Annotated in this window: 22 protein-coding genes and 1 tRNA gene; 17 read left to right on the plus strand and 6 right to left on the minus strand. The window is 70.5% G+C overall.

Annotated features, from left to right (window positions below; genetic code table 11):
• The first annotated feature begins 177 nt into the window (after nucleotides 1-177).
• Both OG214_RS30765 and OG214_RS30770 read left to right on the plus strand, forming a co-directional pair.
• On the plus strand, nucleotides 178-1,686 hold the full coding sequence (locus OG214_RS30765) for an FAD-binding oxidoreductase (RefSeq protein ID WP_405986565.1): 1,509 nt from the start codon (nucleotides 178-180) through the stop codon (nucleotides 1,684-1,686).
• 124 nt (nucleotides 1,687-1,810) lie between these two features.
• Nucleotides 1,811-3,481, plus strand: coding sequence for an IS1182 family transposase (locus OG214_RS30770; RefSeq protein ID WP_405987666.1), 1,671 nt, complete (start codon nucleotides 1,811-1,813; stop codon nucleotides 3,479-3,481).
• Nucleotides 3,482-3,711: 230 nt separating this feature from the next.
• On the opposite strand, the gene OG214_RS30775 is transcribed toward OG214_RS30770, so the two are convergent.
• A tRNA-Leu gene (locus tag OG214_RS30775) sits at nucleotides 3,712-3,796 on the minus strand.
• A 196-nt stretch (nucleotides 3,797-3,992) separates the two neighbouring features.
• Here OG214_RS30775 and OG214_RS30780 point away from each other — a divergent pair.
• The 3 genes from OG214_RS30780 to OG214_RS30790 all read left to right on the plus strand — a co-directional run bounded on the left by OG214_RS30780 (nucleotide 3,993) and on the right by OG214_RS30790 (nucleotide 6,685).
• Nucleotides 3,993-5,318 (plus strand): M20/M25/M40 family metallo-hydrolase, encoded by a 1,326-nt coding sequence (locus tag OG214_RS30780; protein WP_405986566.1) that lies wholly within the window; start codon nucleotides 3,993-3,995, stop codon nucleotides 5,316-5,318.
• A gap of 179 nt (nucleotides 5,319-5,497) precedes the next feature.
• Nucleotides 5,498-5,731: a chaplin ChpH gene (chpH, locus tag OG214_RS30785; protein WP_363080425.1), complete on the plus strand. Its 234-nt coding sequence runs from the start codon at nucleotides 5,498-5,500 to the stop codon at nucleotides 5,729-5,731.
• A 138-nt stretch (nucleotides 5,732-5,869) separates the two neighbouring features.
• On the plus strand, nucleotides 5,870-6,685 hold the full coding sequence (locus OG214_RS30790; RefSeq protein WP_405986567.1) for a chaplin family protein: 816 nt from the start codon (nucleotides 5,870-5,872) through the stop codon (nucleotides 6,683-6,685).
• Between the two features lie 82 nt (nucleotides 6,686-6,767).
• Here OG214_RS30790 and OG214_RS30795 read toward each other — a convergent pair whose 3' ends face one another.
• Nucleotides 6,768-6,956, minus strand: coding sequence for a DUF5703 family protein (locus OG214_RS30795; protein ID WP_363080423.1), 189 nt, complete (start codon nucleotides 6,954-6,956; stop codon nucleotides 6,768-6,770).
• A gap of 47 nt (nucleotides 6,957-7,003) precedes the next feature.
• On the opposite strand from OG214_RS30795, the gene OG214_RS30800 reads away from it, so the two are divergent.
• Nucleotides 7,004-7,654, plus strand: coding sequence for a hypothetical protein (locus OG214_RS30800; RefSeq protein WP_363080422.1), 651 nt, complete (start codon nucleotides 7,004-7,006; stop codon nucleotides 7,652-7,654).
• Nucleotides 7,655-7,933: 279 nt separating this feature from the next.
• On the opposite strand, the gene OG214_RS30805 is transcribed toward OG214_RS30800, so the two are convergent.
• Both OG214_RS30805 and OG214_RS30810 read right to left on the minus strand, forming a co-directional pair.
• Nucleotides 7,934-10,252, minus strand: a complete 2,319-nt coding sequence (locus tag OG214_RS30805; protein ID WP_405987667.1) for a helix-hairpin-helix domain-containing protein — start codon at nucleotides 10,250-10,252, stop codon at nucleotides 7,934-7,936.
• Nucleotides 10,237-11,220, minus strand: coding sequence for an aldo/keto reductase (locus OG214_RS30810; protein WP_066955781.1), 984 nt, complete (start codon nucleotides 11,218-11,220; stop codon nucleotides 10,237-10,239). Before OG214_RS30810 ends, OG214_RS30805 begins: the two co-directional genes overlap by 16 nt.
• 140 nt (nucleotides 11,221-11,360) lie before the next feature.
• Between OG214_RS30810 and OG214_RS30815 the strand changes: the two genes are divergently transcribed.
• Together OG214_RS30815 and OG214_RS30820 are read left to right on the plus strand one after the other, a co-directional pair.
• Nucleotides 11,361-12,413 (plus strand): LLM class F420-dependent oxidoreductase, encoded by a 1,053-nt coding sequence (locus OG214_RS30815; RefSeq protein WP_405986568.1) that lies wholly within the window; start codon nucleotides 11,361-11,363, stop codon nucleotides 12,411-12,413.
• 459 nt (nucleotides 12,414-12,872) lie between these two features.
• Nucleotides 12,873-13,658 (plus strand): ferritin-like domain-containing protein, encoded by a 786-nt coding sequence (locus OG214_RS30820; protein ID WP_405987668.1) that lies wholly within the window; start codon nucleotides 12,873-12,875, stop codon nucleotides 13,656-13,658.
• Between the two features lie 71 nt (nucleotides 13,659-13,729).
• Here the strand turns inward: OG214_RS30820 and OG214_RS30825 are convergent, their stop codons facing one another.
• Nucleotides 13,730-14,764, minus strand: a complete 1,035-nt coding sequence (locus OG214_RS30825) for a magnesium and cobalt transport protein CorA (protein WP_405986569.1) — start codon at nucleotides 14,762-14,764, stop codon at nucleotides 13,730-13,732.
• 237 nt (nucleotides 14,765-15,001) lie between these two features.
• Here OG214_RS30825 and OG214_RS30830 point away from each other — a divergent pair, with 237 nt between their 5' ends.
• The 4 genes from OG214_RS30830 to mshC all read left to right on the plus strand — a co-directional run bounded on the left by OG214_RS30830 (nucleotide 15,002) and on the right by mshC (nucleotide 18,705).
• Entirely contained in the window at nucleotides 15,002-15,724 is a 723-nt protein-coding gene (locus tag OG214_RS30830) for a histidine phosphatase family protein (RefSeq protein WP_363085698.1), read from the plus strand.
• 162 nt (nucleotides 15,725-15,886) lie between these two features.
• Nucleotides 15,887-16,477: a DUF3090 domain-containing protein gene (locus OG214_RS30835; RefSeq protein WP_363085697.1), complete on the plus strand. Its 591-nt coding sequence runs from the start codon at nucleotides 15,887-15,889 to the stop codon at nucleotides 16,475-16,477.
• Nucleotides 16,441-17,268 (plus strand): SCO1664 family protein, encoded by an 828-nt coding sequence (locus tag OG214_RS30840; protein WP_363085695.1) that lies wholly within the window; start codon nucleotides 16,441-16,443, stop codon nucleotides 17,266-17,268. Before OG214_RS30835 ends, OG214_RS30840 begins: the two co-directional genes overlap by 37 nt.
• A 207-nt stretch (nucleotides 17,269-17,475) precedes the next feature.
• Nucleotides 17,476-18,705, plus strand: a complete 1,230-nt coding sequence (gene mshC, locus OG214_RS30845) for a cysteine--1-D-myo-inosityl 2-amino-2-deoxy-alpha-D-glucopyranoside ligase (RefSeq protein WP_405986570.1) — start codon at nucleotides 17,476-17,478, stop codon at nucleotides 18,703-18,705.
• A 231-nt stretch (nucleotides 18,706-18,936) separates the two neighbouring features.
• On the opposite strand, the gene OG214_RS30850 is transcribed toward mshC, so the two are convergent.
• On the minus strand, nucleotides 18,937-19,971 hold the full coding sequence (locus OG214_RS30850) for a PAC2 family protein (RefSeq protein ID WP_405986571.1): 1,035 nt from the start codon (nucleotides 19,969-19,971) through the stop codon (nucleotides 18,937-18,939).
• Nucleotides 19,972-20,222: 251 nt separating this feature from the next.
• On the opposite strand from OG214_RS30850, the gene OG214_RS30855 reads away from it, so the two are divergent.
• From OG214_RS30855 to OG214_RS30875, 5 genes are read left to right on the plus strand one after another with little or no spacing between them, the layout of a single operon-like run.
• The gene (locus tag OG214_RS30855; RefSeq protein ID WP_405986572.1) at nucleotides 20,223-21,542 is read left to right on the plus strand and encodes an enolase C-terminal domain-like protein; all 1,320 of its coding nucleotides are present in this window, start codon (nucleotides 20,223-20,225) and stop codon (nucleotides 21,540-21,542) included.
• The gene (locus tag OG214_RS30860; protein WP_363085190.1) at nucleotides 21,539-22,315 is read left to right on the plus strand and encodes an SDR family oxidoreductase; all 777 of its coding nucleotides are present in this window, start codon (nucleotides 21,539-21,541) and stop codon (nucleotides 22,313-22,315) included. Before OG214_RS30855 ends, OG214_RS30860 begins: the two co-directional genes overlap by 4 nt.
• Before the next feature lie 27 nt (nucleotides 22,316-22,342).
• On the plus strand, nucleotides 22,343-23,431 hold the full coding sequence (locus OG214_RS30865; RefSeq protein ID WP_363085191.1) for a sugar ABC transporter substrate-binding protein: 1,089 nt from the start codon (nucleotides 22,343-22,345) through the stop codon (nucleotides 23,429-23,431).
• Between the two features lie 11 nt (nucleotides 23,432-23,442).
• Nucleotides 23,443-24,981, plus strand: coding sequence for a sugar ABC transporter ATP-binding protein (locus OG214_RS30870; protein WP_383033965.1), 1,539 nt, complete (start codon nucleotides 23,443-23,445; stop codon nucleotides 24,979-24,981).
• Nucleotides 24,978-26,006, plus strand: a complete 1,029-nt coding sequence (locus OG214_RS30875; RefSeq protein WP_405986573.1) for an ABC transporter permease — start codon at nucleotides 24,978-24,980, stop codon at nucleotides 26,004-26,006. Before OG214_RS30870 ends, OG214_RS30875 begins: the two co-directional genes overlap by 4 nt.
• The last annotated feature ends 68 nt before the right edge of the window (nucleotides 26,007-26,074 follow it).

Genomic DNA, 26,074 nt, shown 5'->3' on the forward strand with positions numbered 1-26,074 from the left:
AGAGCCGGCGGGCGAGGTACTCCTCCTGCCGCCACGAGTACGATGTCGCGCTCTCAAGGCCGTCTTCACGTGCGTGTCGGGACAGCCCTCAGTAGCCACTCTTGCTACTGTCCGCTTCGCGCAAATCGCCCACAAAGGGGTGATTCGAGCCAGGTGGCAGTCGAGAGGACATGGACAATGAACGACTTTTCCCGTCGCGGAGTGCTCAAGGCGACGGCGGTCGCCGGCGCCGGCGCGGTCGTCGTCTCGGGTGTCGAGCCCACCGAGGTCTCAGCCGCGAGCGCCGTGAATGCCGGGACCGAGGGTGTCGGGGCGGGGGGTGCGACGTGTGCGCCGGCGAGGCTGACCGGGCGCATCGTCCGCCCGAACGATCCGGACTACGCGGACGCCAGCCAGGGCTGGGACGAGTTGTTCGTGCACTATCCGCTGGTCATCGTCTTCGCCCAGAACACCCAGGACGTCGTCAACGCCCTCACATGGGCGCGGCAGCACAACGTCGCGCTGCGGGTGCGCAGTGGCCGCCACAGTCTTGAGGGCTGGTCGAATGTCGACAACGGCATCGTGATCGACATCAGTGAGCTGAAGTCGGCGCACGTCAACGCCCAGGCCCGTACGGCCACTGTGGGCGCCGGACTCAACCAGTCGGAAGCGGTGACGACGCTCGCGAAGAAGAACTTCGCGGTGACGACAGGCACGGAGGGCACCGTGGGCCTCGCCGGTGCCACCCTCGGCGGCGGCCTGGGTTTCCTCGTCCGCTACCTCGGCATGGCCTGCGACGGCCTGATCGGCGCCGAGGTCGTCGTGCCGGAGGGCGCCGCGTGTGCCAAGGTGATCAAGGCGGATCTGGATCACAACTCCGACCTGCTGTGGGCACTTCGCGGCGCGGGCAACGGTAACTTCGGGATCGTCACCTCGCTCACCTACAAGGTGGCCCCGCTCAAGAGCGTCACCTATCTGCAGGCGACGTGGGACGGGCTCGAGGACCTGCACAGGGTGTTCGACGCCTGGCAGCGTACGGCCCCGGTCACCGACAACCGCTTGGGCACCCAGCTGGAGATCCACCGGAACCAGATCCTGCTGTTCGCGGTCCTGGCGGAGGGAACGCCCGCGGAGGCGAAGAAGCTGCTGGCGCCGATCCTCTCGATCGGCCGTCCCGAGGTCACCGCGCAGGTCGGCAACTGGGGTGATGTGTACGCGAGTTTCCAGGTCCCGACCGAGGACGAGCCGGCGAACTGGAAGTTCTTCTCCCAGTTCACGAAGAAGCCGTTCCCGGACGAGGCGATCAGCGTGATCGCGTCGTTCATGCGGAACGCGCCGACGGACGACAGCAACTTCTTCACCCAGGCGTTCGGCGGTGCGGTCAGGAAGGCTCCGCGTGGTGGCACATCGTTCCCGCACCGCGACGCGCTGTTCTACTCCGAGCCGGGCGCGGGCTGGGGCAAGCGCGGTGTGCCGGGCAGCGGCGACGAACTGACCACGCAGGCCCAGGCGTGGATCGCGGAGTTCAGCCAGGCGCTGCGGCCTTACGTACACGGTGCTTACGTCAACGTCCCCAACATCGGCATGCAGAACTGGGAAACCGCCTACTGGGACGGCAACTTCGACCGCCTGCGCCAGATCAAGCAGAAGTACGACCCCCGCAACGTCTTCCAGTACGAGCAGAGCGTCCCGCCGGCCTCCTGCTGAATGGATACGACGAAGCCCCCTCCCGTCCGGGACGCTGTTGGCAAATTGATCAAGGTGCCTGCACCCCGGCATGATCGCCCGCAACGGTGATCATGCCGGGGCGTTGTTGTATGAGGAGATGCGGATGTCGTTGCAGCCAAGGAGCCTTCTTGCGGAAGTGCCCGTGGAGACGGCGCGAGTGGCCAGGGCGGCGTTCCCGAAGGGCAGCCTTGCGGTGCGCCTGCGCGACGAGCTGGGTGTGATCTTCACCGACGAGCAGTTCGCTGATCTGTTCCCGGCCCGCGGCAGGGGCGCCTGGTCGCCGGGCCGTCTGGCATTGGTTTCGGTGTTGCAGTTTGCCGAGGGACTCTCCGACCGGCAGGCCGCTGAGTCGGTCCGGGCCCGGATCGACTGGAAGTACGCACTCGGCATGGAGTTGACCGACCCTGGGGTCGACTACTCGGTGCTCAGCGAGTTCCGCGCCCGTCTGACCGAGGGTTCGGGGGAACAACGGGTGCTGGAGGCCGTGCTGAATGCCGCGAAGGCCCTGGGGCTGCTGCGGCGCGGCGGGCGTCAGCGGACCGATTCCACTCATGTCCTGGCCTCGACCCGAGACACCAACCGACTGGAGACGGTCGGCGAGACGTTGCGCGCGGCCCTGAACGCAATCGCCCAGGCAGACGGGGCATGGCTGTCGTGCGTGGCGGACGCGGAGTGGTTCGACCGATACGGGACTCGCATAGAGGACCAGAAGCTTCCGTCTGGCAAGGAAGCCTGCGCGAAGTGGGCCGACCAGGTCGGGGCTGATGGAACACGGCTGCTGGAAGCGGCTCTCAGTGCAACTGCCCCCACCGGCTTACGCGGCCTGGAAGCGGTGGAGATCCTCAGGCGGATGTGGGTGCAGGAGTTCTGGCTGTCCGAAGGGGTGATCCGGCTGCGGGACCCAAAAGAACGGCCGCCGGGGGCACTGCGGCTGGTGACCCCCTATGACATCCAGGCACGGGTCGGAGTCAAGCGGAGCACCTACTGGGACGGCTACAAAGTCCACCTGACCGAGACCTGCGAGCCCGACGCCCCACATTTGATCACGCACGTCGCAACCACCGTCGCAACCGTCCCCGACACCGCGATGACGGCCGTCGTGCACGTCGGACTGGCCGCGCGGGATCTGCTGCCCGGCGTCCACCTCGCCGACGCGGGCTACGTCGACGCCCGCCACATCCTCGATGCCCGCACCAACTACGGCATCGATCTGGTGGGCCCGGTGACCGGCAACACCGGCTGGCAGACCGGTACCGATGGCGCCATCGCGACTGCCGACTTCACCGTGGACTGGGACAACAAGCAGGTCACCTGCCCCGGCGGGAATACCAACGCGGTCTGGCGCAACGACGTCAGCCAGCGCGGCACCCCCGTCGTCCGGGCGAAGTTCGCCCGCCGAGACTGCCAGCCCTGCCCGATCCGCGAGCGGTGCACCCGCTCGCCCCACGGACGCTGGATCACCCTGCGTCCCCGTGAGGAGCACGAAGCTCTCCACCAAGCCCGCAGCGAGCAGACAACTCCCGACTGGCAACGCCGCTACCAGCACCGCTCCGGCGTGGAAGGCACGATCGGCCAAGCTGCAAACGCCCTGGGCGCCCGCCATTCCCGCTATCGGGGCCTGGCCAAGACAAGCCTTCAGCAAGAACTCACCGCAGCCGGCATGAACCTCCTCCGGCTCGACGCCTGGCTCGTTGGCAGACCGCTCGCTCGTACCCGCACCTCACACCTGGAAGCACTCCGCCCCACCGAACTTGATCCGGTGGGGCGGAATTAGCCAACAGCGTCCGTCCGGTGAGGGGGCTTCGTCGTATCCAGCCGCCACACCGGCCTCGGCGACGTCGCCGGCGCGGTCCACGGCGCCACGCCTCAGGAGAAAGCCACCGTCTGCCGCGGCCTCGGTATGCAGGGCACGTACAACCCCGGAAAACACCAGGTCCGGCCAGAGGCGAACCTCTGTCCGGACCTACTCGCTGCTTCCGCATCACCCCGTGGGGTAATGATTTGTGTCCGAGGGGGGACTTGAACCCCCACGCCCGATAAAGGGCACTAGCACCTCAAGCTAGCGCGTCTGCCATTCCGCCACCCGGACCAGGTGTCTGCCGGACGGCTCGGGGCCGTTCCGACGTGGAAAACCATAGCAAACAATCGGCGGTGCCCGATCACGGCCCTGGCCCCCCTCGTACCGTGTGACGGGCGTATGTCGGGCGGGGAACCGCCTTGGGGTGCGGGGGCGGTACGCGGGAGGATGTGGGGGACCACCAGCACCGACCGTGGGAGTGAGCAGCGTGAGCGAGTCGAACGCGGGCAGGACCGCCTCCGGCGAGGACGAGGTCGTCGACCTCTGCCGCGATCTGATCCGGATCGACACCAGCAACTACGGCGACCACTCCGGACCGGGAGAGCGGGCCGCCGCCGAATATGTCGCCGAGAAGCTCGCCGAGGTGGGTCTCGAACCGCGGATCTTCGAGTCCCACCGGGGCCGTGCCTCGACCGTCGCCCGGATCGAGGGCGAGGATCCCTCCAGGCCCGCCCTGCTCATCCACGGCCACACCGATGTCGTCCCCGCCAACGCCGACGACTGGACGCACCACCCGTTCTCGGGCGAGATCGCGGACGGCTGTGTCTGGGGCCGTGGCGCGGTCGACATGAAGGACATGGACGCGATGACCCTCGCGGTCGTACGGGACAGGCTGCGCAGCGGCCGTAAGCCCCCGCGCGACATCGTGCTGGCCTTCCTCGCCGACGAGGAGGCGGGCGGTACGTACGGCGCGCGGTATCTCGTCGACAACCACCCCGATCTCTTCGAGGGCGTTACGGAGGCGATCAGCGAGGTCGGCGGCTTCTCCTTCACCGTCAACGAGAATCTGCGTCTTTATCTGATCGAGACGGCGCAGAAGGGCATGCACTGGATGCGTCTGACGGTCGAGGGCACCGCCGGACACGGCTCGATGACCAACAACGACAACGCCATCACCGAGCTGTGCGAGGCCGTCGGCCGGCTCGGCCGCCATCAGTGGCCGGTGAGGATGACCAAGACCGTACGGTCCTTCCTGGACGAGCTGTCCGACGCGCTCGGCGTCCCGCTCGACCCGGAGGACATGGAGGGCACGCTCGCCACGCTCGGCGGGATCGCCAAGATGATCGGCGCGACCCTGCGCAATTCCGCCGCCCCCACCATGCTCGGCGCCGGCTACAAGGTGAATGTGATCCCCGGCCAGGCCACCGCCCATGTCGACGGCCGGTTCCTGCCCGGTTACGAGGAGGAGTTCCTGGCCGACATCGACCGGATCATCGGCCCCCGCGTCAAGCGTGAGGACGCGCACTCCGACAAGGCCCTGGAGACCAGCTTCGACGGAAGTCTGGTGGACGCCATGCAGAGCGCGCTCCTGGCCGAGGACCCGATCGCGCGGGCCGTTCCGTACATGCTCTCGGGCGGCACCGACGCCAAGTCCTTCGACGACCTCGGGATCCGCGGTTTCGGTTTCGCGCCGCTCAAGCTCCCGCCGGAGCTGGACTTCGCCGGGATGTTCCACGGGGTGGACGAGCGAGTGCCGGTGGACGGACTGAAGTTCGGTGTCCGTGTACTCGACCGTTTCATCGATCAGAGCTGACACAACAGCCGGCGGAGAGTCGGAGGAGAGCCGACACAGGATTCTCAACAATCGCCAGCGCGTGCGCATTTGACTGAAAAGAGTGAATGCGACGATAAGCTCGTAGCCCCATTGGTTCCTCCTCGTTACAGGTGTTGCGGCCCGCGGTTGGGGCCGCGTTTGCCAACAAGGAGGAAATAATGATCAAGAAGATCGTCGCCGCTGCGGCTGTCACGGGTGGCCTGGTGCTCGCGGGTGCGGGTATGGCTGTCGCCGACTCGGATGCCCAGGGTGCCGCCGTCAACTCTCCCGGTGTGGTCTCGGGCAATGTGATCCAGGCCCCCATCCACGTGCCGGTGAACGTGTGCGGCAACACGATCTCCGTGATCGGGCTGCTGAACCCCGCCTTCGGCAACGCCTGCGTCAACAAGTGACGTCGTATCTCTCACCCGTGAGGGTCTGAGCCCGTGCGGCCCCGGAGTGCGCGCCATGCACTCCGGGGCCGCTGGGCATCCTGCCCCGGCACCGATGCCCAGGGCAGTCCCGGAAGGCAGAAGGCAGGGATCCAAGCAATGCGACAGGTCACGCGCAAAGGCCTGATCACCATGGCGGCGGCCGCGGGCGGCGTGCTCGCGCTCGGCGGCGGCCACGCTCACGCGGACTCGGGAGCCGAGGGAACCGCGGCGAAATCTCCGGGCGTGCTGTCCGGGAACAATGTGCAGGTCCCGGTGCATGTACCGGTCAATGTGTGCGGGAACACCGTGGATGTCGTCGGGGTGCTCAACCCCGCGTTCGGCAACGGCTGCGCCAATGGGCGCGGCCCGTCGTCCGGTGGGCACGGCGGCTCGCACACCTCACCGCAGGGCGGCGGCCAGCACCACGGCGGATCACAGCAGGGCGGTTCACATCAGGGCGGATCGCACCACGGCGGTTCGCACCCGGGCGCCACGCACACCGTGCCGTCCGGCGGGTCCCACGCGGGGGGCGGTTCCGTGAACTCTCCCGGCGTCGGCTCCGGCAACACCATCGAGGTGCCGATCGACATCCCCGTGAACGTCTGCGGGAACAGCGTCACCATCGGCGGCCTGCTCAACCCCGCCATGGGCAACGGCTGCGACAACGAGTCGCCCGTCGCCCCTCCGGCCAAGCCGGAGCAGCCCGGGAAGCCCGTCACCCCGGGCAAGCCGGGTAAGCCGGGCAAGCCGATCCAGGTGCGTACGATCCCGCCGTCGCCGAACGCCCCGGAGCCGAAGACGGTCGTACGGCCCGAAGACACCGAGACGCTCGCCCAGACCGGTGCGGGTGCGCTCGGGATCGCCGTCCCGGTGGGTGCCGGCCTGCTGATCGCGGGCAGCTTCATCTACCGCCGCGCCCGCTCCGCCGCGTAATCGGACGCGTACGGACGGTGCGTACGGCGGTCGGGTACGGACACGGGCGGGCCTCGCGACAGCGGGGCCCGTTCCGCCGCACTCACCAGGTGGCGCGCGCCTGGCGGATGATGCGCCGGCGCAGCCGCACTCTGCGACTGCCGTCCCGGTGCAGGCTCAGACGGTCCAGTTCCCAGTGTCCGTACTCGGCATGGTCGGTGAGCAGACGGGCCGCTTCCTTGCGGGAGACCCCGCGCGGCACGTACACGTCGACAAATTCGTATTCCGGCATCGCATCTATTGTGCGGGCAGAGGCCCGGTACGGATAGCGTCTGCACTATGTCTGATGCTGCGCAGCCCACCGCTGCCGAGGTACGTGCCGCCGCCGAGGCGGTCAAGGTAGCCCTGGACCGCCATCTAGCGGCGGTCGAACACCGCACGGGTGAGGACGATCCGGCTGTCTCCGAGGCGTTCAACGCCCTGGCCGTCGCCGCCGAGGTCTATGACGAGCGGCTCTACAACCGGTACGACGAGGTCACCCCCTTCGAGATCCCGGATCCGGACGACTCGCTTCCGCCGTACAGGGGTCCCGAGGAGCCGAACGCCCTCAGCGTGCTGATCCGGCGCGACTACGCGGTGGTCGAGCCGCAGCGGCTGCTCGCACAAGCACAGCGCATCGCCGATGTGGACGGTGACACCGGCACCGGCGGTGTGGTGGGCAGCAGTGTGCATGCCGCGCTGGGGGTGCTCTTCGGTGAGTACGAACCGGACGAGATCGCGTCCCGGCACAAGGAATTCGGGCTCGAAGAGGGCGATTCGACTCTCTGGGTGTCGGCGGCCGACGATCTGCCCGAGCCGGGGGAGTGGCTGAGCGCCCCCTTCGACCAGGCCGACCCGCAGCAGGTGGTCTGCCGTTTCGATGTGAGCGCGGTCTTCGACGAGGACGATCTCGACGCGGATCTGGACGACCTGGAAGAGCAGGACGCCTGACACGTCTGACCGGCGGCGACCGGCGGCCGGAGGCCGTCGGGGGCCGCCTGAGGCGTCGGACGCCACCCGAGGCTGCGGACATCGCTCGGACGGACCCGTGCCGCCCCGTGGACACCTGCCGCCCCGCCCACCCGGCGCACGGTTACGGCACCGCTACTGGACGGCACCGCCCCTGGACCGCACCGAGCTCTGGACCGCACCGGAACCGGACAGGTCTTTCCGTTCCGGGGCGGCCAGAGCCAGAGGGCGGCCGGGACGGCCGGGCCGGCGCTACGGGTGCTAGGGGTGCTGTGCCGCCGGTGTCAGCAGGTCCTCGATCAGCGGGCGGAGCCGGGTGGTGCGCTGCTGGGACGGGATCGTGGCCACCGCGTGCGGCAGCGCCTGGTCCACGCCATGGACCACGGAGAGATGCCGGTCCCCCCGGCCGAAGGCCGTATAGACCCATGGGCGGCTCAGCCCCTGGGCGGCGTCACCGGGAAGCACCACGACCGCGGCGGGCCAGCGCATCCCCGCCGCCTGATGCGCGGTGAGCGCCCAGCCGTGCCGTACGGCCGACTCGACCCGCTCCCTGGGGACGGTGACCTCCCCGCCCTCGCAGTCGAGCCGCAGCCCTTCCTGATCCGCCGAGACCACGGTGCCCTGGAGCGTCCTGCCGGGCGAGGGCGCGTACGCGATCCTGTCCCCCGGGTCGAAGCCGCCGAACAGGCCGGGGCCGGGGTTGAGCCGCTGCTTCAGCGCCGCGTTGAGCGCGCGGGTGCCGGCCGCCCCGCCATGGCCCACGGTGATCACCTGCGTCTCCCCGGCGGCCGTCCCGAAAGCGCGCGGCACCGACTCGGCGACCAACTGCACCGTGCGGTGCACCGCCTCGCCCGCGTCCCGCACCGGCACGATCACCACCTCCCTGCCGGGCGCCTCCACCTGGTTCAGCTCGCCGATGCCGATGCCGGAGACCAGCTCGCCGACCGGTCCCGGGTCGGGGGTACGGGAGACGATCTGCGGGCACACCCGGGCGGCCAGCAGATCGGCGAACACCCGGCCCGCGCCGGCCGACCACAGCACCCCGGGATCCCCGCTGAGCACCAGCCGGGCGCCGTCCGGCAGGGATTCGACAAGCAGCGCGGCCGTCTCCACATCGAGCTGCGGCGCGTCCAGCACCACCAGAAGACCGAGGGCGAACCGGCCGTCCTCGTCCCGTCCCGGGCCCTCCGTACCGGCCAGCAGCCCGGCCACCGTGACCGTCTCCGTGCCCAGCCTGGCGCGGCCGTTCTCACTGTGGACCGCGAGGACGGCGCGCACGCCGAGCGCACGGGCCGCCCCGGCCAGCGTGGCGGGCTCCGCGCGGGCCGCCTCACCGCCGGTGTGCAGGACGAGCCCGTGCCCGGACGCCGCGCGGATCAGCTCGGCGGCCGAGGGCGAGGGGGCCGCAGACGCGGCCTCCTCCCACGAGGCGTCGGGACCGGTCTTGACCAGCCGCGCGAGTCCGTCGGCGAGGCTCTCCTCCGCGAGGGCGTAGCGGTCGAGCGCCAGCAGGTCCGGGACCGCCGCCGCCTCGGCCGCCCCGGCGGGGTGCGTGTCCCCCTGTGACACGGCGTCCCCGGTCTCACCGGCCGCGCCCTCCGTGCCCGCCATGTCCTCCAGGCTCTCTTCGAGGCCGTCCTGGAAGAGGAGCACAGTGCCCTCGGCGACGGCGTGCTCCACCGCCTCGTCGGGCTCGGGCACCGCGTGCTCGGCCAGCGCGCGGCGCACCGACGACGCTTCCAGCGCGGTATGGCCCTGGAGCGCGGCCCGCTCCAGCAGCCAGCCGACCAGCGCGGCGGCCCGGCGCTCGTCGCCGGGGCCGCATGCCGCCCCGAGCAGGGCCCGCGCGAATCCGTCGGCCTGCTCCGGCCGCACCCCGGGCACGGCGAGGAGCTGCCAGGGGTCCTCCCGCAGCGCGTCCGCGGCCCGCTCCCCGAGTACGGCGGCGACCTGCCCCGCGAGCGACTCCGGCGCGCCGCCCTCCGCGAGGACGGCCCGGACGCCGGACACGGTCCCGGGCGCGGCGCCCGGCGGCGCGGACCGGGGCGCCGGAGCCGGTACGGGTGCGGCGGGCGCGGGCGTGCGTACGGGCGCGGGCGTGCGCAGCAGGGCCGGGTCCACCCGGGCGCCGCTCTCCACGGCCCGTACGGCGGCGAGCAGATCGGCGGCCTGTCCGCTCAGTTTCATACCGGCGGCGATGGGCCCGGCCTTCTCCGCCTTCCGCCGCTCGATCCGCTCCCGCAACTCCCGCTGCGCGGCCAACTCGGCGGCGGCCTCGGACACTTCGGCGCTCGCCTCGGTGCCGGGCGCTTCGGTGCCTGCCGCCCCGGCCGCTCCCTCGGCGTCGGCTCCCTCGGTATCCGTACCCGCACCGGGCGCGGCCCCGGCCGTCGCGCCGTCGTCCGCCGGTGTCTCGCTTCCCGCCGGACCGGGTTCGGTGGCGCCGTTCGCGGACGGACCCGGGCCCTCGTCCGGTTCCGTCCGGGCCGCGGGGTGCTCGGCTGTGTCGGCTGTGTCGGCCACGGGACCGGCCTCCTCCGTGGCAGCGATGTCGCGGTCCGTACTCACAGCGTGCTCCAGTCCTGGTCGGGATAGCGGTGCACGGGCGCCGACACATCGTCGAGCGCCTGGCAGATCTCGTCAGGAAGACTAAGGCTCTCCACTGACAGCGCCGCCGTGAGCTGCTGCGCGTTCCGTGCGCCGATGATCGGGGCCACCACCCCGGGGCGGTCCCTGACCCAGGCCAGCGCCACCTCCAGCGGTGTCGTGGCGAGCCCGTCCGCGGCCGTCGCGACCGCGTCCACGATCCGGCTCGCCGCTTCGTCCAGATACGGCTCGACGAACGGCGCCATCTGCTCCGAGGCGCCGCGCGAGTCCGGCGGGGTGGTGTGCCGGTACTTGCCGGTGAGCACCCCGCGCCCCAGCGGCGACGAGGGCAGCAGTCCGACGCCCAGATCCAGCGCGGCCGGCAGCACTTCACGCTCCACTCCGCGCTGCAACAGGGAGTACTCCATCTGGGTGCTGGCCAGCCGTGTCCGTATTCCCGGCGCGGCGAGCTGCCAGGTGGCGGCCTTGGCGAGCTGCCAGCCGCAGTAGTTCGACACCCCCGCGTACCGGGCACGGCCGCTGCTCACGGCGATGTCCAGGGCGTGGAGTGTCTCCTCCAGCGGTGTCTCGTCGTCAAAGGCGTGTATCTGCCACAGATCCACATAGTCCGTGCCGAGCCGCTCCAGCGACGCGTCGAGCGCGGCGAGCAGATGTCCGCGCGATCCGTCGAAGCGCCGGTACGGATCGGGCACACTGCCGGCCTTCGTCGCGACGATCAGATCGCGGCGCGGCACCAGCCGCTCGATCAACTGCCCGAGCAGATATTCCGACTCCCCTCCGCCGTACACATCCGCTGTGTCGACGAGTGTCCCGCCCGCCTCCCAGAAGGCCTTCAACTGATCGGCGGCGTCGTGCTCGTCGGTGTCCCGCCCCCAGGTCAGGGTGCCGAGCCCGATCCGGGACACACGCAGGCCGGTACGGCCGAGATGCCTCTGCTCCATGGCTGCTGAGATTACTGGCCAGGACCCCACGCGGAGAGAGCCTGTGGACAACCCGCCGCTGACGGAAGCCCGTACGGCGCGCTAGAGTCCCCGGCACAGGGACGTTACTCATCAGTAGTCATCGGTAGTAGGGAGTGGCCATGCGGCTTGGCATCAACCTCGGGTACTGGGGCGCCGGGATGGACAGCGACAATCTCGCGGTCGCGCAGGAGGCCGACCGGCTCGGTTATGACGTCTGCTGGGCCGCCGAGGCGTACGGTTCCGACGCCCCGACCGTACTGAGCTGGGTCGCCGCGCAGACGGAGAGCATCGACGTCGGCTCGGCGATCCTCCAGATCCCGGCCCGCCGGCCCGCCATGACCGCCATGACCGCCGCCACCCTCGACTCCCTCTCCGGCGGCCGGTTCCGGCTCGGCCTCGGGGTCTCGGGTCCGCAGGTCTCCGAGGGCTGGTACGGCGTGAAGTTCGACAAGCCGCTCGCCCGGACCCGGGAGTACGTCGAGATCGTCCGCAAGGCCATGACCCGTGAGCGGCTGTCGTACGAGGGTGAGCACTGGACGCTGCCGCTGCCCGGCGGTCCCGGCAAGCCGCTCAAGCTCACCGTGCATCCGCAGCGTGAGCACATCCCCCTCTACATCGCCGCGATCGGCCCCAAGAACCTGGAGCAGACCGGCGAGATCGCCGATGGCGCGCTGCTGATCTTCCCTTCCGCCGAGCATCTTGAGGACACCGCGATCAGGCATCTCCGGGCGGGCCGTGAGAAGGCCGGACTGACCATGGACGGCTTCGACGTCTGCCCCACCGTGCCCCTCGCGATCGGTGCCGACATCCACGCGCTGGCCGACAACTTCCGTCCGTACACCGCGCTGTACGTGGGCGGCATGGGCAGCCGCAAGCAGAACTTCTACAACCAGCTCGCCTGCCGGATGGGTTACGAGAAAGCCGCCGCGGAGATCCAGGACAAGTACCTGTCCGGTGACAAGGACGGCGCGGCGGCGGCCGTTCCGCACGAACTGATCGACTCGACCACCCTGCTCGGTCCGGTGGAGCGGATCGCCGACCGGATGCGGGCCTACGCCGCCGCGGGTGTCACCACACTGACCCTCGCTCCGGCCGGCTTCACGCTCGACGAGCGCGTCGCCGCCCTGCGCGCCGGTACGGACGCCCTGGAGCGCGCGGGCCTGGTGTCCTAGCCGGGGAGCTTGTCCGGGACCCGGTTCCGGGGCGCCTGTTCCGGCCACGGACCCGGACTCTGACCCGATTCCGGGCCCCGGGTTCCGGGCCCCGGGTTCCGGGCCCCGGGTTCCGGGCCCCGGGTTCCGGGCCCCGGGTTCCGGGCCCCGGGTTCCGGGCCCCGGGTTCCGGACCCCGGGTTCCGGACCCCGGGTCCCGGACCCGACTCCGTTGGACCGGACGGGCGATGGCGGCGGCCGGGAGCCCGAGGAGGAAAGTCCGCGGCCGTGGTGGGGGCTCGGGGGGTCTTCCCCGCCACGGCCGTCAGGTACGACAACGCCTTCCGGCCCCGCTCGGTTACGCGCAGGACCCGCCTTCGCGCTCCTTCTTTCGGCTCAGCCGAACGGCGCACCTGTTGCCTGTTGTCCCGCACCCCATTTGACTCGTTTTCTGCGGATGTCTGTATGGAGGTGACAGTGATGCTCTCGGCCCGAAGCCTGTTCCAGGAAATCCTGGACGACGACCGTACGTTCCGGCTCTTCTGTTCCATCGCTGCCAGCGGAGAGGCCCAGGGAGGGTGGGAGAACGGCCGGATCGCCGCCCTGGTGCCCGAGTCCATGCGGGATCTCGCACCGAAGATCGCCCGGCACGGAGCCGACGAGGACAAGCACGGGCGCATTTTTCACGCCCTCCTGAGGAAGCGCGGTCTCGAACCGGTCGAGATCCCGCGCGAGACCGACTACACCATGCTGCTGGAGCGCCGGGGCATCGGGCTCACCCACGCGAAGCTGCGCCGCGACGACCGGCTCACCGAGGCGGACATCGTGATCTATCTCTCGCACAGCCGGATCACCGAACAGCGGGCCGCGGACCAGATGGTGATGCTGGTGAGGTACTTCGGCGACCATCCCGAGGTGGGCAAGGCCGTCAAGATGATCAGCGATGACGAGGACAACCATCTCGCCTACTGCCATGAGGAACTGCTCGGACTGGCCCGGCAGGGGCACGCCCGCACCATCCACCGCATCCTGCGGGAGTGCGCGATGGCCGAGATCCAGGTCTACCGGCAGGTGAGTCTCGCCGTGATGGAACGGATGGGCCGGCTGCTCGACTGGCCCGCGCCCAAGGCCGCGGTGCTCGCCATGGCGATCAACGGCGTGTACGCGTACGAACGGATCGTCGGCTGGCGCCGGATGGTGCGCCTCAGGATGCCGGAGCGCCGCGACGCCCTCGGCGGCCCCGCGACCACGGCCCCCGCCTTCTGAGACCGGACAGGGCCCAGGCCTCTCGTCCGGATCTTGCCGGGCTCGCGTGCCCTGGCACCGCGAAACGCGCCCTAGAGCCAGTCCCGCCGCTTGAACTGGCGGTACAGCGCCGTGACCACGACCGCCATGAACCCGATCACGGCGGGATAGCCCCACGCGTAGTGCAGCTCCGGCATATCCATGAAGTTCATGCCGTAGATCCCCGCGACCAGCGTCGGCACCGCGGCCATGGCCGCCCATGCCGAGATCTTCCGCATGTCGTCGTTCTGCCGCACCCCCATCTGCGCGAGATGCGCCGACAGGATGTCCGAGAGCAGCCGGTCCAGGCCCTCCACCTGCTCGTTGGCGCGCAGGAGATGGTCGTTGACGTCCCGGAAGAACGGGCGCGAGTGGTCATGGACGAAGGGCACGCCCGCGCTCGCCAGCCGGGCCATCGGCGCCGCCAGCGGTCCGCTTGCCCGCCGGAACTCCAGCACCTGCCGCTTGAAGTTGTAGATCCGCGCCGCGGTCGACGACGCGGACGCCGAGGCCCGTGACGAGCCCGACGACCCCGGTGCGCCGTCGCCGCCGCTCGGCGAGAAGACATCCGCCTCCAGCTCCTCCAGATCGACCTGGAGCTCCACGGCGATGTCGATGTAGTGGTCCACGACCGCGTCGCTGACGGCGTAAAGCACGGCCGTGGGGCCGTGCTTGAGTACCTCCGGCTCCGCTTCGAGCCGCTGCCGTACGGCGCTGAGCGCCGCGCCCCCGCCGTGGCGGACCGTCACCACGAAGGAGTCGCCCATGAAGACCATCAGCTCGCCGGTGGAGACGGTGTCGCCCTCCGGCTCGTACTCCACGGGCTTGAGGACCATGAACAGCGAGTCGTCGTAGACCTCCAGCTTGGGCCGCTGATGCGCGTGGAGCGCGTCCTCGATGGCCAGCGGATGCAGCCCGAACTCGTCGCGTACGAGATCGAACTCGTGCCGTGTCGGTTCGTGCAGCCCGAGCCAGAGGAAGGAGTCGCCCTGGGAGCGCGCCTCGTCGAGGGCGTCGGAGAAGTCGGCGGGGCCGTCGGTGCGGCGTCCGTCGCGGTAAATGGCACAGTCCACGATCACGGCGGGCATTCTTCCCGCTCCCGCGCCCAGCCGCACCCCACCGGTAGGAGGCCGCACCCCACCGGTAGGAGGCCGCACCCCACCGGTAGGCGGCCGTATCCCGCCGGTCCCTGCCATATCCGGCCGGTCCCGGCCGCGTCCCGCGGGTACCGGACGCGGACTGCGGGTACCGGACGCGGCCCGCCCGTTCCGGCCGGTTCACCCCGGCGCACCCCTGCCGGTCCCGGGCGGCATACCCTGGCGGGCATGGCCACGTTGATCCTCGTACGTCATGGACGGTCCACCGCCAACACCGCGGGGGTGCTCGCCGGCTGGACGCCGGGGGTCGCCCTCGACGAGCGCGGCGCCGCACAGGCCGCCGCGCTGCCGGAACGGCTGGCCGGTGTGCCGATCGCCGCCGTCGTCACCAGCCCCCTCCAGCGCTGCCGCGAGACCCTTCAGCCGCTGCTCGACGCCCGGCCGGGGCTGGAGGCGCGGGCCGACGACCGGATCGGCGAGTGCCAGTACGGCGACTGGTCGGGCCGCAAGCTCGCCGAACTCGTCGACGAACCGCTGATGACGGTCGTACAGCAGCACCCCTCCGCCGCCGCGTTCCCCGGCGGTGAGTCGATGCGCGCCATGCAGACGCGTGCCGTGGAGGCCGTACGGGACTGGAACGTCCGGGTCGAGGAGGAGCACGGCGAGGACGCCGTCTTCCTGATGTGCTCCCACGGCGACATCATCAAGGCGCTGGTGGCGGACGCCCTGGGCATGCATCTGGACCTCTTCCAGCGGATCCATGTGGACCCGTGCTCGGTGACGGCGATCCGCTACACGCGCCTGCGCCCGTTCCTGATCCGGCTCGGCGACACCGGTGACCTCGGCGGACTGGCGCCGCGTGAGAGCGCCGGCGAAGGCTCCGGGGAGAACGCCGGGGAGAGCACCGACGGGGGCAGCGGGGTCGTAGGAGGCGGCGCGGGAGCACCGTGATCGCTCCGCGCAGTAGGGTGGACGCGCCGTCCGCGCGATCCAGGGGGCCGTCCGCGGTCCCCTGTCCCGCTCTCCGCTGCCGGTTGTGCTGTCCGTCCGTATACGTCACGCCATATCCGTCACCGCTCGTCGGTGGCGGTCGATTTCCAAGGGAGACAGGACGTGTCCCGTCAGGTGTACCTCTACGATCCGCCGGACCGCTTCGTGGCCGGCACGGTCGGGCTGCCTGGACGCCGTACGTTCTTCCTCCAGGCTTCCGCCGCGGGGCGCGTCACGAGCGTCGCCCTGGAGAAGACCCAGGTGGCCGCGCTCGCCGAGCGGATCGACGAGCTGCTCGACGAGGTCGTACGCCGTACCGGGGGCAATGCCCCGGTACCGGTCATGGCGCCCTCCGAGATCTCCGACTCCGCTCCGCTGGACGCCCCCGTCGAGGAGGAGTTCCGGGTCGGCACGATGGCGCTGGCCTGGGACGGTGACGAGCAGCGCATGATCGTCGAGGCGCAGGCGCTCGTCGAGCTGGACGCCGATACCGAGGAGGACCTCGCGGAGGCCGAGGAGCGGCTGCTCCAGGACGAGGAGAACGGTCCGCCGATGCTCCGTGTCCGGCTCTCCGGCGCCCAGGCCAGGGCCTTCGCCAAGCGCGCCCTGGACGTCGTCAACGCGGGCCGGCCACCGTGTCCGCTGTGCAGCCTGCCGCTCGATCCGGAAGGACATGTATGCCCGCGCCAGAACGGATACCGCCGCGGAGCGTGACCGTGGTCGATCTGCTCACCAAGGGCGAACTGACCGTGCGCGGACGCATCCGCGAGGCGTCCAACGCGGTTCTCTACTGCTCCGTCGCGTACGAGGGCATGGAAGCCCACTGCGTGTACAAGCCCGTCGCGGGGGAGCGGCCCCTGTGGGACTTCCCCGACGGGACGCTCGCCCAGCGCGAGGTGGCGGCGTACGCGGTCTCCGAGGAGACCGGCTGGGAGCTGGTGCCGCCGACCGTCCTGCGGGACGGCCCGTACGGACAGGGCATGTGCCAGCTCTGGATCGAGCCGGAGGCCGAGGGGGCCGGAGAGCCGCTGCTGGCCCTGGTGGAGGACGAGGAGCCGGGCGACGGCTGGAAGGCCGTCGGTCTCGCCGAGGTGGGCGAGGGGCGTACGGCGCTGCTGGTGCACGCCGACGACGAGCGGCTGCGCCGTCTCGCCGTGCTCGACGCGGTCATCAACAACGGTGACCGCAAGGGCGGTCATCTGCTGCCCGCGCCGGAGGGGCGGCTGTACGGCATCGACCACGGCGTCACCTTCAACGTCGACGACAAGCTGCGCACCCTGCTGTGGGGCTGGGCCGGTGAGCCGCTGACGCCGGAGGTGCTGGAGGTGCTCGCGCGGCTGGAGGACGCCCTGGCGGAGTCCGCGCCCCTCGCCACCCGGCTGGCGGAACTCATCACCGCGGCCGAGACCGACGCCGTACGGGCCCGGGTCCGCGAGCTGCGCCGTACGGGCCTTCATCCGAGCCCCTCGGGCCAGTGGCCCGCGATCCCCTGGCCCCCCGTGTAGACACCGGCCGCTGTCCACCGGGCGGGCGGGCGCGGGGACGTGCGGGCGTGCGGGCAGCGGCAGGTGTCCACCGGCAGGTGTCCGGGTCCTGATGGATACCGGCCATACGGAACAAGCACTTTTCAGCCCGATGCGCAAGAGCGCCCAACCGGCCAGGACCGCCCATCCGGTTCGTATGCGGAACATCCATCCGGTTACGCTCATGGCATGTATGCCTGGCCCGCTTCCGAAGTCCCCGCCCTGCCTGGCAGTGGCCGCGACCTCAGGATTCACGACACCTCGACCGATGGCCGAGTCACCCTTGAGCCCGGTCCCGTCGCCCGTATCTACGTCTGCGGCATCACCCCGTACGACGCGACCCACATGGGTCACGCGGCGACCTACAACGCGTTCGACCTCGTTCAGCGCGTGTGGCTCGACACGAAGCGGCAGGTCCAGTACGTCCAGAACGTGACGGATGTCGACGATCCGCTGCTGGAGCGGGCACGGCGCGACGGGGAGGACTGGGTCGGCCTCGCGGAGCGCGAGACGGCCCTCTTCCGGGAGGACATGACCGCGCTGCGGATGCTGCCGCCCCAGCACTACATCGGCGCCGTCGAGGCCATACCGGGCATCGTGCCGCTGGTGGAGCGGCTGCGTGACGCGGGGGCCGCCTACGAGCTCGAAGGCGACGTGTACTTCTCCGTGGCGGCCGACCCCCGCTTCGGCGAGGTCTCCCGGCTCGACGCCCGCGCGATGCGGCTGCTTTCGGCCGAGCGCGGCGGCGACCCCGACCGGCCGGGCAAGAAGAACCCCCTCGACCCGATCCTCTGGCTGGCCGCCCGCCCCGGCGAGCCGAGCTGGGACGGGGGCACCCTGGGCCGTGGCAGGCCCGGCTGGCACATCGAGTGTGTGGCGATCGCCCTCGACCATCTCGGTATGGGCTTCGACGTCCAGGGCGGCGGCAGCGATCTCGCCTTCCCGCACCATGAGATGGGCGCCTCGCACGCCCAGGTGCTGACCGGTGAGCATCCGTTCGCGCGTGCCTATGTGCACGCGGGGATGGTCGGCCTCAACGGCGAGAAGATGTCCAAGTCCAAGGGCAACCTCGTCTTCGTGTCCACGCTCCGTCATGAGGGGGTGGACCCGGCGGCGATCCGCCTCGCGCTGCTCGCGCACCACTACCGCTCCGACTGGGAGTGGACCGACGCGGTGCTCCAGGAGGCCGTGGAGCGTCTCGGGCGCTGGCGGGCGGCGGTGTCCCGGCCGGACGGCCCGCCGTCCGACGCGGTCGTCGACGAGATCCGTGAGGCCCTGGCGGACGATCTGGACGCGCCCGCGGCGCTCCTGGCCGTCGACCGCTGGGCGGCGCTCCAGGAGTCCGTCGGCGGTACGGACGAGGGGGCACCCGGCGTGGTGTCCCGCGCGGTCGACGCGCTGCTCGGGGTCGCGCTCTAGGGCGGGGAGTCCGGCGGCGGGTCGGCTCCGCGGCGGGTCCCGGCGGCAGCCGCCCCGTCCGGTCCTGACAGGAACGGGGCCCGACGCGAGAGCGGGACGGCGTACCGCACGAGGACGACGTACCGCACGAGGACGGCGTACGGCATGAGAGCGGGGCGGCGCCCGATGGCACCGCCCCGCTCCTTGTTCCTGTCTCTCCGCCGTCTCCGTCGCCTTCTGCCGGGCGGCGGGTCATTCCTCGGGGGAGTCGTCCTCGTCGTCCGGTCCCCGCTCAGGACGGGCGGGACCCTGGTCGGACTCCTTGCCCGGCTCACCGCCGCCGCGCGCCGGCCGCTGCGGCCTGCCGCGCCCGCCCGAGGCGTCACGCAGATATGAGGACCCCTCACCGCTCTCCGTGGCATGGCCTCCCGGTGTCTGTCCCGGGCCGCCGTCGCGCCGCCGCAGATACCGTTCGAACTCCCGGGCGATGGCCTCGCCGGACGCCTCGGGAAGCTCCGCGGTGTCCCGCGCCTCCTCCAGCGACTGGACGTACTCCGCCACCTCGCTGTCCTCGGCGGCCAGTTGGTCCACCCCGAGCTGCCAGGCCCGTGCGTCCTCGGCCAGTTCACCCAGCGGGATCCGCAGACCGATCAGGTCCTCCAGCCGGTTCAGCAGTGCCAGCGTCGCCTTCGGGTTGGGCGGCTGCGAGACATAGTGCGGCACGGCGGCCCACAGACTCACCGCGGGGACACCCGCGTGCGTGCAGGCCTCCTGGAGGATGCCGACGATGCCGGTCGGTCCCTCGTAGCGGGTCTCCTCCAGATCCATCGTCCTGGCCAGATCCGGGTCGGAGGTGACGCCGCTGACCGGCACCGGCCGGGTGTGCGGGGTGTCGCCGAGCAGCGCGCCGAGGATGACCACCATCTCCACGCCCAGCTCATGGGCGAAGCCCAGCAGCTCGTTGCAGAACGAGCGCCAGCGCATGGACGGCTCGATACCGCGGACCAGCACCAGGTCACGGGGTTTCTCGCCGCCGACCCGCACCACGGAGAGCCGGGTGGTCGGCCAGGTGATCTTCCGTACGCCGCCGTCCAGGTAGACCGTGGGCCGATTGACCTGGAAGTCGTAGTAGTCCTCGGCGTCGAGCGCCGCGAACACCTCGCCCTTCCACTCCCGGTCGAGATGCGCGACCGCTGTGGAGGCTGCGTCGCCCGCGTCGTTCCAGCCTTCGAACGCGGCCACCATGACCGGGTCGATCAGCTCGGGAACCCCCTCGAGCTCGATCACCCAGTGCCTCCTTCCGAAGTTCCCTTTCGTACGGACCAACCTTACGGCTTCCCGGGTACCCGCCCGCAGCCCCGCGCACGCCCGGGTGAACTTCGGCGTACCGGGGCATAGGCCGGAGAACTGACGCTTCTCCTGGAAGATTCATCCGAGCTGTCATCGTAAATTTCGTTCCGACCCTGGACTATCTGGCCTGAACGACGCTATACATCGGATGACCACTAGAGGTCCGATGTTCTTCTCAGGGAGCGTGCATGAGTCAGACCGTCACGGGGTTCGAGGTTCACGACATCCGTTTTCCCACCTCGGAACAGCTCGACGGCTCCGACGCCATGAACCCGGATCCCGACTACTCGGCCGCCTATCTGGTGCTGCGCACGGACGGTGGCACGGAGGGCCATGGATTCTGTTTCACGATCGGGCGCGGCAACGAGGTCACCGCGACCGCCATCGAGGCGCTGCGGCCCTATGTGCTCGGCAGACCGGCCCCGCTCACCGCGGCCGATCTCGCCGCCCTCTACTTCGAGCTGACCCATGACTCCCAGCTCCGCTGGCTCGGTCCGGAGAAGGGCGTCATGCATATGGCGGCCGGCGCCGTCGTCAACGCGGCCTGGGACCTGGCGGCCAAGGCGGCGGGCAAGCCCGTCTGGGAGTTCCTCTCGGACATGACACCCGAGGAACTGGTCTCCCTCGTCGACTTCCGCTATCTGACGGACGCCCTCACCCCGGACGAGGCGCTGGCCATCCTGCGCGCCGCCGAGCCGGGCCGGGCGGAGCGCGCCGCCCGGCTGCGCGCCGAGGGCTATCCCGCGTACACCACCTCGCCCGGCTGGCTCGGCTACTCCGACACCAAGCTCGTCACCCTCGCCAAGCAGGCCGTCGCCGATGGCTTCGAGCAGATCAAGCTCAAGGTCGGCGCCGATCTGGAGGACGACATCCGGCGGATGAAGCTGGCCCGCGCCGCGGTCGGCCCCGGCATCCGGATCGCCGTCGACGCCAACCAGCGCTGGGACGTGGCGGAAGCGGTGCGCTGGATGTCGGCCCTCGCCCCGTACGAACCGCACTGGATCGAGGAGCCGACGAGCCCCGACGACATTCTCGGCCACGCCGCCGTACGCGCCGGTCAGCCGGTCAAGGTGGCCACCGGCGAGCATGTCGCCAACCGCGTGATGTTCAAACAGCTTCTCCAGGCCGAGGCCGTCGACTACGTTCAGATCGACGCGGCCCGGGTCGCCGGGGTCAACGAGAATCTGGCGATCCTGCTGCTGGCCGCCAAGTACGGCAGGCCCGTCTGCCCGCACGCCGGCGGGGTCGGACTCTGCGAACTCGTACAGCATCTCTCGATGTTCGACTACGTCGCCGTCTCCGGGAGCTGGGAGGACCGGATCATCGAGTATGTCGACCATCTGCACGAGCACTTCGCCGACCCCGTGGTGATCACCTCGGGACGCTACGAGGCGCCGGGCGCACCGGGCTTCTCCGCCCGGATGCTGCCCGAGTCGATCGCCGCGCACCGCTATCCGGAAGGGCCCGTCTGGCAGGCCCGTGCCACCACCGAGGAGAACGACCGATGACCGGCGCAGGGGACTTCGAGGGGCTCGGCGCCCTGGTCACGGGCGGTGCCTCGGGCATCGGCGCGGCCATCGCCACGCTGCTGCTGGAACGCGGCGCCCAGGTCGCCGTACTGGACCGCGACTGCGCGGGCGCGCCCAAGGGGACACTGCCGCTCACGGCGGACGTCACCGACGACGCGGCCGTACGGACCGCGGTGGACACCGCGGCGGCCGAGTTCGGCGGGCTGCACACGATCGTCTCCAACGCGGGTCTCGGCGCGATCGGCACCGTCGCGGACAACCCCGACGACGAGTGGCGGCGGGTCCTGGACATCAATGTCCTCGGCATGGTCCGCACCGCCCGGCACGCCCTGCCGCATCTGCGCCGCTCGGCCGCCGAACGGCCCGGCTGCGTCTCGATCACCCAGACCTGCTCCATCGCCGCCACCGCCGGGCTGCCGCAGCGCGCCCTCTACAGCGCCAGCAAGGGCGCTGTCCTGTCGCTGACCCTGGCCATGGCGGCCGACCATGTCCGCGAGGGCATCCGGGTCAACTGCGTCAACCCCGGTACCGCGGACACCCCCTGGGTCGGCAGGCTGCTCGACCAGGCCGCAGACCCAGGGGCCGAACGCGCGGCGCTGGAAGCGCGCCAGCCCACCGGGCGACTGGTCGCCGCGGCCGAGGTCGCCGCCGCCGTCGCCTATCTCGCCAGCCCCGCCGCGGCCGCCGTCACGGGGACGGCGCTCGCGGTCGACGGCGGAATGCAGGGCCTGCGCCTGCGCCCCGTCAACTGAGCCGCACTCATCTGGAGGATGGACATCATGCAGCGACAGAGCACGGGACGCTCCGCCCCGTACAGACTTCCACTCGGGCGACTCCGTACCACCGGCGCCTCGGCCTGCGCCGTGGTCCTGGCCGTCACGGTCCTGGCCGGGTGCAACCGTGACCAGGGGAGCGACGCCGCGGGCGGCGGCAAGGTCGGTATCGACCTGCCGCGCAGCGACAGCGACTTCTGGAACTCGTACCAGCAGTACATCGAGAAGGGCGTCAAGGCCGGCGAGGTCGACGCGCTCTCGCTGACCAACTCGCAGAACGACATCGGAAAGCTCGTCTCCAATGTCCAGGTCTTCACCGACCAGGGCGCCAAGGCCGTCATCATGGCCCCGCAGGACACCGGCGCGATAGCCGAGACGCTCCAGACGCTGAGCGACAAGAAGATCCCCGTCATCAGCGTGGACACCCGCCCCGACAAGGGCGATGTCTACATGGTCGTACGGGCCGACAACCGCGCGTACGGCGAGAAGGCCTGCCAGTACCTGGGCGAGCAGCTCAAGGGCAAGGGCAAGGTCGTCGAGTTCCAGGGCGACCTGTCCTCCATCAACGGCCGCGACCGCTCCGAGGCGTTCAAGTCCTGTATGGACGAGAAGTTCCCCGGTATCGAGGTCTTCGAGCTGGCCACCGAGTGGAAGGGCGACGTGGCCTCGGCCAAGCTCCAGTCGACCCTGACCGCCCACCCCGACATCAACGGCATCTACATGCAGGCCGGCGGTGTCTTCCTCCAGCCGACGCTGGCCCTGCTGGAGCAGAAGAAGCTGCTCAAGGCGCCCGGTACCCCCGGGCACATCACGATCATCTCCAACGACGGCATCCCCGAGGAACTGGACGCCATCCGGGAGGGGAAGATCGACGCCACCGTCTCCCAGCCGGCCGACCTGTACGCCAACTACGCGCTGTACTGGGCCAAGCAGGCGCTCGCGGGCGTGACCCCCAAGGCGGGTCCGACCGATCACGACTCCACGATCATCAAGATCCCGAACGGCTTCGAGGACCAGCTTCCCGCGCCGCTGGTGACCAAGGAGAACGTGGACGACCCCAAGCTGTGGGCCAACCAGCTGGAGAAGAAGAGCTAGCGATGGACTCCATGCGGCAGGAAGCGCCCGCTGCGGTACACGCGGAAGGCATCGTCAAGCGCTTCGGTCCCACCGTGGCGCTCGACGGCGTCCGGCTCACCGTACGGCCCGGCGAGTCCCACGCGCTCGTGGGGCGCAACGGCGCGGGCAAGTCCACCCTGGTCAGCGTGATCACCGGGCTGCACAGGCCGGACGCGGGCCAGGTGAGCTTCGGCGGCGAGCCCGCGCCCGCCTTCGGGGACACCACGGCCTGGCAGTCCAAGGTCGCCTGTGTGTACCAGAAGTCGATGGTCGTCCCCGATCTGACCGTGGCGGAGAATCTGTTCCTCAACCACTACGGTCTGGACCGGACCGGCGCCGGACCCGGTGGCCGGTTCATCAGCTGGCGCGGACTGCGCCGGCGGGCACAGGATCTGCTCGCGGAGTACGGGGTCGATGTCGACCCGAACGCCCGCGCCAAGGATCTCCCCGTCGAACAGCGGCAGTTCGTCGAGATCGCGCGGGCGCTGTCCTTCGGTGCCCGGCTGATCATCCTCGACGAGCCCACGGCGCAGCTCGACGCCCGCGGTATCCAGCGGCTCTTCGACAAGCTCCGTGAACTGCGGAGCCAGGGAGTGGCGTTCCTCTTCATCTCCCACCATCTCCAGGAGGTGTACGAACTCTGCACCGCCGTCACCGTCTACCGCGACGCCCGCCATGTGCTGACCGCACCGGTGGCCGAGCTGTCGAAGGAGGACCTGGTGTCGGCGATGACCGGGGAGTCGGCGGGCACGGCCGCCGCCTGGCACGCCGTGCGCGCGAGCGCGCCGGACGCCGGGGCCGAGCCCGTACTGCAGGTCGAGGGGCTCGCCCTGGAGGGCGAGTTCGATCCGCTCGATCTCGCCGTGCGGCCCGGTGAGGTGCTCGGTCTGGCCGGGAGCGCGGCCAGTGGCAACACGGCCCTCGGCGAGACCCTGGTCGGGATGCGCGCGCCGACCTCGGGACGGATCGCCGTGCGCGGGCGCCAGGTCAAGCCGGGCAGCGTCCCGCACGCGCTGGACGCCGGTATCGGATACATCCCCGAGGACCGGCACCGCCAGGGGCTCGTCCTGGACCGGAGTGTCGCCGAGAACGCCACGCTCACGGTCACCGATCAGCTCGGCCCGTGGGGGACCGTACTGCCCTCGCGGACGCGGGAGTTCGCCCAGGGCATGATCGAGTCGCTGGACATCAAGACGCAGGGCCCCGAGCAGCCCGTCTCGGGGCTGTCCGGCGGCAATCAGCAGAAGGTCGTCGTCGCCCGCGCCCTGGCGCGCGGCCCGAGCGCGCTGGTCGCCCTGCGGCCCACCGCCGGCGTCGATGTGAAGTCGAAGGACTCCCTGCTCGGCGTGGTGCGCAGGGTGGCGGACGAGGGCAGCGCGGCCGTGATCATCTCGGACGAGCTGGACGATCTGCGGGTGTGCGACCGGGTGCTCGCCCTGTTCCACGGGCGCGTGGTGGCGTCGTTCGAAAGCGGGTGGACCGACCGGGAACTGGTCGCCGCCATGGAAGGTGTGGGAGAGCGGGAATGACGGAGACCATACGACCGCCGGTGGCGGAGGAGACCGGGAGCGCGACTCCGCGCGGCCGGCTCCAGCTCATCCGGTGGAGCGACTTCTCCCTGGTGCCGGTGATCCTGGTGCTGATGGTGATCGGCTTCATCGTCTCGCCGGTCTTTCTCACCTCCAGCAATCTGATCAGCGTCGTCCAGCAGTCCTCGGAGCTGAGTCTGCTGGTCCTCGGCCAGGCGCTGATCCTGATCGTCGGCCGGATGGACCTGTCGCTGGAGTCGACGATCGGTATCGCGCCGGTCATCGCCATGTGGCTGGTGCTGCCCTCGGAGGGCGGCCGGTTCGCCGGACTCGATCTGCTGCCGGTCTGGATGGCCATCCCCGCCTGTCTGCTGATCGGTGTGATCATCGGCGCGGTCAACGGCTTTCTGATGCTCAAGCTGCGGGTGAACGGCTTCATCGCCACCCTCGGCATGCTCACCATGCTGCGCGGCCTCCACATCGGTATCACCGAGGGCAAGTCGATCACCGATGTCCCGGAGTCCTTCCGGTACCTGGGCAAGACCGACTGGCTGGGCGCCCCGGCGGCCGTCTGGATCTGTCTGGCGCTGTTCGCGATCGGCGGCGCGACCCTCGCGTGGCTGCGCCACGGACGGTCGCTGTACGCCATCGGCGGCAACCCGGAGGCGGCCCGCGCGGCCGGTATCCGGGTGGACCGTGTCACCTGGATCGTGCTGGCCGTCGGCGGGCTGCTCGCGGCCTTCGCGGGCGTCCTCTACACCGGTCACTACGGATCGGTCGCGGCCACCCAGGGCGACGGCTGGATCTTCCAGGTCTTCGCCGCGGCTGTCATCGGCGGTATCAGCCTCAAGGGCGGGCGCGGCACGCTCTTCGGCGCGCTGACGGGTGTGCTGACGCTTCAGCTCGTGGTCAATGTGATGACGCTCGGGGGTGTGCCCGCGCTCTGGAACCAGTTCCTCAACGGCGCGATCATCATCGTCGCGCTGGTCATCTCCCGCTTCGCGAGCGGAGAGAAGCAGGACTGACCGTACGCGCCGCGCGCGGGCCGCGCGGACGTCTCCCGCGCACGCGCTCCGGCGGGCGTCAGCGGCGC

The sequence above is a fragment of the Streptomyces sp. NBC_00872 genome, assembly GCF_045161915.1.
Taxonomy (GTDB): Bacteria; Actinomycetota; Actinomycetes; order Streptomycetales; family Streptomycetaceae; genus Streptomyces.

Excerpts from the sequence above, each read along its gene's own strand:
- OG214_RS30765 (WP_405986565.1), top strand. The coding sequence starts at position 178 with ATGAACGACTTTTCCCGTCGCGGAGTGCTCAAGGCGACGGCGGTCGCC.
- OG214_RS30770 (WP_405987666.1), top strand. The coding sequence starts at position 1,811 with ATGTCGTTGCAGCCAAGGAGCCTTCTTGCGGAAGTGCCCGTGGAGACG.
- chpH (WP_363080425.1), top strand. The coding sequence starts at position 5,498 with ATGATCAAGAAGATCGTCGCCGCTGCGGCTGTCACGGGTGGCCTGGTG.
- OG214_RS30790 (WP_405986567.1), top strand. The coding sequence starts at position 5,870 with ATGCGACAGGTCACGCGCAAAGGCCTGATCACCATGGCGGCGGCCGCG.
- OG214_RS30795 (WP_363080423.1), bottom strand. The coding sequence starts at position 6,956 with ATGCCGGAATACGAATTTGTCGACGTGTACGTGCCGCGCGGGGTCTCC.
- OG214_RS30800 (WP_363080422.1), top strand. The coding sequence starts at position 7,004 with ATGTCTGATGCTGCGCAGCCCACCGCTGCCGAGGTACGTGCCGCCGCC.
- OG214_RS30810 (WP_066955781.1), bottom strand. The coding sequence starts at position 11,220 with ATGGAGCAGAGGCATCTCGGCCGTACCGGCCTGCGTGTGTCCCGGATC.
- OG214_RS30815 (WP_405986568.1), top strand. The coding sequence starts at position 11,361 with ATGCGGCTTGGCATCAACCTCGGGTACTGGGGCGCCGGGATGGACAGC.
- OG214_RS30820 (WP_405987668.1), top strand. The coding sequence starts at position 12,873 with ATGCTCTCGGCCCGAAGCCTGTTCCAGGAAATCCTGGACGACGACCGT.
- OG214_RS30825 (WP_405986569.1), bottom strand. The coding sequence starts at position 14,764 with ATGCCCGCCGTGATCGTGGACTGTGCCATTTACCGCGACGGACGCCGC.
- OG214_RS30830 (WP_363085698.1), top strand. The coding sequence starts at position 15,002 with ATGGCCACGTTGATCCTCGTACGTCATGGACGGTCCACCGCCAACACC.
- OG214_RS30840 (WP_363085695.1), top strand. The coding sequence starts at position 16,441 with ATGCCCGCGCCAGAACGGATACCGCCGCGGAGCGTGACCGTGGTCGAT.
- mshC (WP_405986570.1), top strand. The coding sequence starts at position 17,476 with ATGTATGCCTGGCCCGCTTCCGAAGTCCCCGCCCTGCCTGGCAGTGGC.
- OG214_RS30855 (WP_405986572.1), top strand. The coding sequence starts at position 20,223 with ATGAGTCAGACCGTCACGGGGTTCGAGGTTCACGACATCCGTTTTCCC.
- OG214_RS30860 (WP_363085190.1), top strand. The coding sequence starts at position 21,539 with ATGACCGGCGCAGGGGACTTCGAGGGGCTCGGCGCCCTGGTCACGGGC.
- OG214_RS30865 (WP_363085191.1), top strand. The coding sequence starts at position 22,343 with ATGCAGCGACAGAGCACGGGACGCTCCGCCCCGTACAGACTTCCACTC.
- OG214_RS30870 (WP_383033965.1), top strand. The coding sequence starts at position 23,443 with ATGCGGCAGGAAGCGCCCGCTGCGGTACACGCGGAAGGCATCGTCAAG.
- OG214_RS30875 (WP_405986573.1), top strand. The coding sequence starts at position 24,978 with ATGACGGAGACCATACGACCGCCGGTGGCGGAGGAGACCGGGAGCGCG.